The 7,652-nt window shown below is 39.2% G+C and carries 5 protein-coding genes and 2 pseudogenes; all 7 read left to right on the top strand.

The window, feature by feature from the left end; translation table 11 throughout:
* Window positions 1-189: 189 nt before the first annotated feature.
* A complete protein-coding gene (locus RJ01_RS15300) occupies window positions 190-2,001 on the top strand; it encodes a monovalent cation:proton antiporter-2 (CPA2) family protein (RefSeq protein WP_034171714.1) in 1,812 nt (603 codons plus the stop codon).
* Window positions 2,002-2,147: 146 nt separating this feature from the next.
* Window positions 2,148-2,543: pseudogene (locus RJ01_RS16050) on the top strand (integrase core domain-containing protein); the annotation flags it as partial.
* Between the two features lie 147 nt (window positions 2,544-2,690).
* Window positions 2,691-2,912, top strand: a complete 222-nt coding sequence (locus tag RJ01_RS15295; RefSeq protein WP_034171713.1) for a Sec-independent protein translocase subunit TatA — start codon at window positions 2,691-2,693, stop codon at window positions 2,910-2,912.
* 9 nt (window positions 2,913-2,921) lie between these two features.
* Window positions 2,922-3,344, top strand: a complete 423-nt coding sequence (gene tatB, locus RJ01_RS15290; protein ID WP_004812198.1) for a Sec-independent protein translocase protein TatB — start codon at window positions 2,922-2,924, stop codon at window positions 3,342-3,344.
* On the top strand, window positions 3,341-4,099 hold the full coding sequence (gene tatC / locus RJ01_RS15285) for a twin-arginine translocase subunit TatC (RefSeq protein WP_034171712.1): 759 nt from the start codon (window positions 3,341-3,343) through the stop codon (window positions 4,097-4,099). The genes tatB and tatC overlap by 4 nt, the downstream gene beginning before the upstream one ends.
* Before the next feature lie 205 nt (window positions 4,100-4,304).
* Window positions 4,305-6,497 (top strand): PhoX family phosphatase, encoded by a 2,193-nt coding sequence (locus RJ01_RS15280; protein ID WP_034171711.1) that lies wholly within the window; start codon window positions 4,305-4,307, stop codon window positions 6,495-6,497.
* Between the two features lie 392 nt (window positions 6,498-6,889).
* Window positions 6,890-7,452, top strand: a pseudogene (locus RJ01_RS16045) (IS5 family transposase); the annotation flags it as partial.
* Window positions 7,453-7,652: the final 200 nt, after the last annotated feature.

Here is a 7,652-nt window from a genome sequence, read left to right as displayed (position 1 = left end):
TGCATAGAAAATATTCTGGATAGGTTCTAAGTGATCACCTTTAAATTTATGAAAAGCAATTACACAAAATTATTTACAGGCTCTGCAGTTGCATTAGCTTGAAGCCTGTATATATATATTTGGCTACCTTTATCGGGTAAATTCTATACTTGAAATGTCAACAGCCCCAATACAAAATCTGAGAAATATATGAGTGCAGAAGCCACATCTATCAGCCTTTTATCCCCTGTCATATTGCTCACGGCTGCAGTGATCGCAGTCCCCTTAATCAAGCGCCTAGGATTAAGCTCGGTATTGGGATATTTAATTGCAGGATTAATTATTGGTCCATTTGGACTGGCATTTTTCTACGATTCTGCGTCTATTTTGCATATCGCTGAGCTTGGTATTGTGATGTATCTGTTTGTGATTGGACTAGAAATGCGTCCATTGTATTTATGGAGTTTAAGAAAAGAAATTTTTGGATTAGGTACATTACAAATTAGTGCCTGTTCATTGGGGCTAACGGCTGTAGGCTTGGTCTATGGCTATTCTTGGCAAGTGAGTTTTGTGTGTGCTGCAGGCTTTGTACTCACCTCAACTGCAATTGTAATGCAACTTTTGGGAGATCGTGGAGACATTGCTCAACCACGAGGACAAAAAATTGTCTCGATTCTGCTGTTTGAAGACTTGTTGATTGTACCTTTATTGGCAATTGTCGCTTTTATCGCACCGAATCATGTTGTTGAAAGTACTTCTACGCGTTTGCAGAGCATCGGAATTGGTTTAATTTCAATTGCAGGTTTAATCGCTGCAGGCTATTGGTTGCTTAATCCTTTATTTCGCTTATTAGCTGCAGCCAAAGCCCGTGAAGTCATGACTGCAGCAGCACTCTTGGTGGTGCTCGGCGCAGCATTACTGATGCAAGTCACTGGCTTATCGATGGCAATGGGGGCATTCCTTGCAGGGGTATTACTCTCCGAATCCACTTTTCGCCATCAGATTGAAGCAGATATTGAACCGTTTCGTGGCATATTGCTCGGATTATTTTTTCTAGGTGTAGGCATGTCACTAGACCTTAACGTCGTAAAAAATAACTGGGTGTTAATCTTAAGTGCTGTACTTCTGCTGATGTTTGTCAAAGCATCCATGATTTACCTGATTGCACGCATGACCAAAAGTTCACACTCCGAAGCACTCGATCGCGCATTACTGATGGCTCAAGGGGGTGAGTTTGCTTTTGTACTCTTTACTGCCGCCATGAGTGCTCAAGTCATTAGTGCTGTTGAACGCTCAAACCTGACTGCGATTGTAGTCTTATCGATGATTTTGACCCCGATTATTGGCTTTTTATTTAAACGTTTTACCCAAACTACAGAACAAACTTCTTTAGAAAATATCCGTATTGCCGAAGGACTTTCTGGAAAAGTATTGATGATTGGTTTCGGTCGTTTTGGACAAGTTTCCAGTCAATTACTGCTTGCTCGAGGGATTGATGTGACCATCATTGATAATGATATCGACATGATTCAAAACGCTGAAAGATTTGGATTTAAAATTTACTATGGCGATGGTTCTCGTTTAGATATTTTACATGCCTCGGGAGCAGATACGGCTGAGGCAATTGTTGTTTGCGTAGACCACAAAGAAACGACGAATGAGATTGTAGAGTTGGTGCAACATGAATTTCCTTTAACCAAGTTACTGGTTCGCTCTTATGACCGTGAGCATGCGCTGCATTTAGCAAAACAAAATGTGGATTACATGATTCGAGAAACCTTCGAGTCGGCAATGCTATTTGGCGGTGCCATTTTAGAAGAATTGGGTGTTGACCAGAGTAATGTTGAAGAAATTAGCCAAGAAATCCGAGAACGAGATAAGGAACGTTTTGAAACCGAAGTTGCAGCAGATGATGTCTATGCGGGTATCGGTTTGCAATACACAGGACCGCGTCCGACTGCACCTTTAATCACACCAAAGCACACAGGGCAAATTCTGAATGAAGATGACACTCAGCAATAATTTCACGTATTAAGCCCAAATAAAAAAGAGGTCTGTGTAGACATCTTTTTTGTAAGTATCCGCTGAACCCCATACCTATTTTTTTAATTCCGTTCAAGTTTCCAGCGGTGTGGCAGTAATTCTTCTATTTGGGGCACTTTTTGTGTCGGCTATTGAATATAATTGATGATTCTCGTCGAGAAGGTTTAGCGATTGAAGCAGAATTCTCATTACCAACAATTCGGGTTATTCGTACGTTGAATCAGTTGCTAGAGTGGCGAGAAAATCCGTTAGTTATTCGGTTTGAGAATAGTCCGGAGTTTATCAATCATGAATGTGGGCGCTGGGGAACTGAATAAGGTATTCGTATTGAATATATTCAACCAGGTAAGCTACAGCAGAATGCGTATATTGAACATTATAATCCAACTATACGCTATAGCTGTCTAAGTACGCATTTATTTGAAACACTGGAAGAAGTGCAAGATTATGCAACGAGTTGGCTGTGGCATTACAACCATGAAAGACCACACCAAGCAAACAGACGAAGGCTACCTCTAATTAATGGCTGCTTGACCTCTATTTTTAACTTCGGTTATTTATGGGTGGATTACCCTTGTCATTATATTGACATCAAATCTTCATAGCTCTGTCATTTGTTAGTGTTGATATAAGCCAATAAATTTAAAAAGATTAAATGAGGATAAAATATGGCAGGGTTATCCATCTGGCATGTACTGATTTTTGCAATTGTAGTGATCTTACTGTTTGGTACTTCTAAACTAAAAAATCTAGGAAAAGATGTAGGGGGTGCAATCAAGGACTTTAAGAAATCTGTCCGTGAAGAAGAAGAAGCTGAGGCAGCTCAACTTCAGTACCCTCGAACGATTGATGCGAAAGTTAAAGCCAGTGAGAGTTCAATCAAGAATTGAGGTATTGCTATGCTCAATATTGGAATGACTGAGCTGTTGGTCTTTGGGGCAATTGCCTTGCTCATTCTTGGACCAGATAAACTCCCTGAAGCGATACGTTTTATAGGTAAATGGTCAGCCAAAATCAAAAGGATCGCCGGCAATATACAAAATGATCTTGACCGTGAATTGCGACTATCGGAACTACGGGAACAAATGCAAAGCGAGCTGAAACGTATTCAGGAATTAGAAATTAAAATGCAGGCACAAATGGATAATATAAATGTAATCCATCAGCCCATCATTAGAAATCCGGAACAACATCTTTTGAACTATGAGCTGACTTACCAATTAATTAATGAATCAGTTTCACCTGTTCATTTACCGCCAATCCAGCTGAATAAAGTGACAAAACAAGAAAAAATTTATGCTGATATAAAGGTGGCCGTATGAGTATTTTGCCTTCGACTCAAACCAACAACGATACCCGGCAAATCCCGTTAGAAGAAATGCCAATTACCAGGCATCTAGTGATTCTGCGAAAGCACCTTTTCAAAATTGTGGGCGTATTATTAGGACTATTCTTATGTTTACTGCCTTTTGCAAGCCAAACTTATCAGCTTTTATCAAAGCCTTTACGCGCTCAGTTACCTGAAAGCTCTACCATGATTGCAACAGATGTGACTGCGACTTTCATGGCTCCATTTAAGTTGAACTTCTTTATTGCTTTACTTATCGCCATGCCTTTTATTTTGTATCAACTTTGGGCCTTCATTAGACCAGCATTGTACCTAAAAGAAAAAAAGTTAGCTTTACCACTATTAATCAGCAGTATTGTACTGTTTTATGCAGGTATTGCTTTTGCCTATTTAATCGCTTTACCTTCTATCCTTCATTTTTTTATCAGCGTATCACCTGACACTGTTGCACCGATGACCGATATCAATAGTTATCTGGCTTTTTGTTTAAAACTATTTTTAGTTTTCGGATTTACTTTTGAAATCCCTATTATCACGCTCCTGCTTATTATAATTGGTGTTGTCAGCACACAGACCTTGGTGGAAAAAAGACGATTTATTGTGGTGGGATGTTTTTTTATTGCCATGTTTGTGACACCACCCGATGCCCTATCAATGATTATGTTAGCTGTTCCAATGTGGCTGTTATTTGAATTAGGCTTAGCGGCAGGAAAATGGATAGAAAAATGATGACCGGACTTAACTGAATAATAATAAAAAAGAACATAAAAGAAGAAAATACTCTATGAGCAGCTTAAGCTGCTTTTATTTTTAATATATAAATCAATATTATATTTAATAAATCCGCAATATTAGCTTCACCTGACTGTCATATTCAACCGCTAATTTATTCCTGACTTTAAAACAACCAGACCTTAGTTATGGGAATAAAATAATGACAGATTACTTACCTTATGATGAAAATCAGGAATTGGATAATAATACATCAGATAATCATCATTTTCGGGATATTTTAGAACAATCCATTTCTCGTCGTGCTTTAATTGCCAAAACTGCAAGTGGGGCTGCAGCATTGGCCCTTGCATCCTCTCTGGCCGGATGTGGGGACAGCGATAATAGCTCTTCTCTGCCGCCAACCGAGACTGTACCAAACCCGCCTGCTATTGACCCAAATGCAAAACCAGAGCAACTGAACTTTACACCAGTTGCTAAAAACTTGAATGATATCGTCACTGTACCAGACGGTTATGAAGCCAATGTCCTGTATGCACTTGGAGATTCTATTAATCCTGCATATTCAGACTGGGATGACAACAATATCCCGAATGGGCCAAGCTTTCAGTTTCGCTCTGGCGACTGCCATGATGGAATGAGTTTTTTTGGCTTAAATATCACTTCTGGCCGGTATGACCCGACTGTGTCTGAGCACGGTCTACTCGTTATGAACCATGAATATATCAATCCGACTTTTTTACATCCTCAAGGTCCAACCAAAGTTGATAGTCGCCGCCCTGAAGATGAAGTCATTCGTGAGACAAATGCACATGGTGTTTCAATCATTCATATCAAAAAAGACAATTCCAATCAAAAAATAGAAATTGTCAAAAATTCGATTTATAACCGTCGAATTACTGCCTCAACTGTCATGAGCTTTTCGGGCCCTGCGAGTGGATCTACTCTTCTATCTACACGCTTTTCACCAGGTGGAAAACTAACACGCGGTACGCATAACAACTGCGGCAACGGCTATACCCCATGGGGTACTTATCTCACCACTGAAGAAAACTTTATTGGTTACTTTGTCCGTAGCAAAACTGATGATGCTCATCGCTTACCGCAAGAAACGGTCGCTTTGGAGCGTTATGGTTTAAAAGCAGGTTCAAGCTCACGTTATGGCTGGGAATCTGCAATAGGTACAATTGAACCTCAGGATCTTTATGATCGATGGAGTGCAGATATTACTGCCGGTGATGCTAGCAAAGATTATCGTAATGGCCCCAATACTTTTGGCTGGATTGTAGAAATTGATCCATTTGATAGCCGACAAAATCCAGTTAAGCGTACAGCCTTAGGACGTTTTGCCCATGAAGACTGTCGTGCCAGTCGTGCTCGTGAAGATGATAACCTGGCTTTCTATATGGGCGATGACTCACGTGGAGAATATATATATAAGTTTGTTTCTGACTATAAATGGAGTGAAAACGACCGTAATGGTGGTTATGCAGTCGGAGATAAATATATGGATCATGGCAAGCTTTATGTTGCTAAATTCAATGCAGACGGGAGTGGTCAATGGATTGAGCTGAGTTATGGTATTAATGGTTTGAATGAGCTGAACAATATCTATCCTTTTAATTCCCAAGCAGATGTCGTGACCTTTGCTCGTCTAGCAGCAGATAGCGTAGGTGCTACTAAAATGGATCGTCCAGAATGGGTTGCAGTTAATCCTGAGAATGGAGAAGTCTATGTTACGCTCACTAATAACTCTAACCGCGGCACTACACATGCCTTAGATGCAGCCAATCCACGTAACTATAGCGATCCTGAGGGTGGCAAAGGTAATGTAAATGGTCATATTATCCGCTTACATGAAGATAAGGATACGACCACAGCCATCACATTCAAATGGGATATTTACCTATTTGGTGCTGAAGCTAAAATGGCACAAAATATTAATCTATCAGGTTTGAATGATAATAATGATCTGTCTTCACCAGATGGGATGTGGTTTGACCCTCGTGGTGTACTCTGGATTCAGACTGATGATGGTGCTTATACAGATACGACCAACTGTATGATGTTGGCTGCTTTACCTGGTAAGGTTGGAGATGGTACTCGAACAATCACATCTTCTGGTCAGGAAACTATTGTCGGTGCTCAAGTCTCAGATCAAACTTTACGTCGTTTCCTGACAGGTCCGAAAGGCTGCGAGATTACGGGGGTAACCATGACACCAGACTATAAAGCGATTTTCATTAATGTACAGCATCCTGGAGAAGATTCTCGAAGTTATGATAAGCCCACTAGTCATTGGCCTGCATCACAGACTAACTCGTCTGCCACTTCCCGGCCACGCTCTGCAACTGTAGTGATCACTCGTAAAGATGGTGGAACTATAGCTGGATAAATAACTGACTTATCTCAAAATGCTGGCTTGATGCTGGCATTTTTGTTTTTTTCAATCTTTTAAATTTTAAATTTTTTTAGATTTAAGAATGAACTAGTCAATAATAAGCATCTTAAGCAGTATCCTAAAAGTTATTAATTTTTTATAGAGAGGTTAATGAACCTATAAATTCTAATTTATAAAAAAAGCAATAAGTTAATGTAATAAATGATGATTATCTAATCGTTAATTAATGAAGTAGACTTCAGGTGAACATAAGTTAAACAAAGTATACTAAACAATAACTTCATATATGTCTTACATTCATCTGATTTTTAGTTAAATAAGATCCTGTTACAAAAACTTACCACTGGGGGGCTTTTTATTTATCAAAAAAATCTTGATGGTCTCCATCTACGGGTTTGAAGTTTCTAGGCGAAAGGAATGGGAGCGTAAGAAGCATCAGCTTGAATATCGACAGAAATAGCGTGAACTCCATATAGGTATAATAGATGCTGAAGCGCTGCAAATACGTGCAGTTCAGCTTATAACAAATGATGTAAGTGATTAATAAGCACTCGAAGATTTACTTGATTAAATCTCATTGGATGAGCAAATTGATCCTGTCTGTACAGATGAAGCTTATGACACCAAGCACTGCCGACAAGTCATTTTAGATCAATATACACATGCAGTTATTCCTCTAAAAAATACAAAATTTTGGAAACATCAAAAAACAGGATATTTAGAGAGAAACAAATTATAAAAAACAGTCAAACATCTAGCTAGAGCTATTTGGAAAAAGTGGTCAGGTTAACATTGACGAAGCTTGATAGAAACCAAGATAGCCTGTATCAAGCTATTAGGCGATAAATTAACGGCAAAGTGCTTTGATAGCCAGGTGAATGAAATTCATGCACGTGTAGCCGTGTTAAATAAACTCACGAAATTAAGTCGGCCGATATGCATATTTTAAATTTAATTTCAGTGACTTAGAATAGATAAACCTTTGAAGCTCTTATGTAATAAAGTCAGTACCTGGGACAGTGTTTCAGGTGTAAATCTGTCCAGGAAAATGGGCACGGACTAGACTTTTCTCTGGTAAAAAAGGTGTTAAACAAATATGGCTATCAGATTCAATTTATAGCGGCGCAACCTCAATATTTAAGTGTATTC

The sequence above is a fragment of the Acinetobacter sp. YZS-X1-1 genome (genome assembly GCF_000804305.1).
Lineage (GTDB): Bacteria > Pseudomonadota > Gammaproteobacteria > Pseudomonadales > Moraxellaceae > Acinetobacter > Acinetobacter variabilis.
The sequence above is the reverse complement of the archived record's forward strand: the minus strand, read 5'-3'. Positions and strand labels throughout refer to the sequence as shown.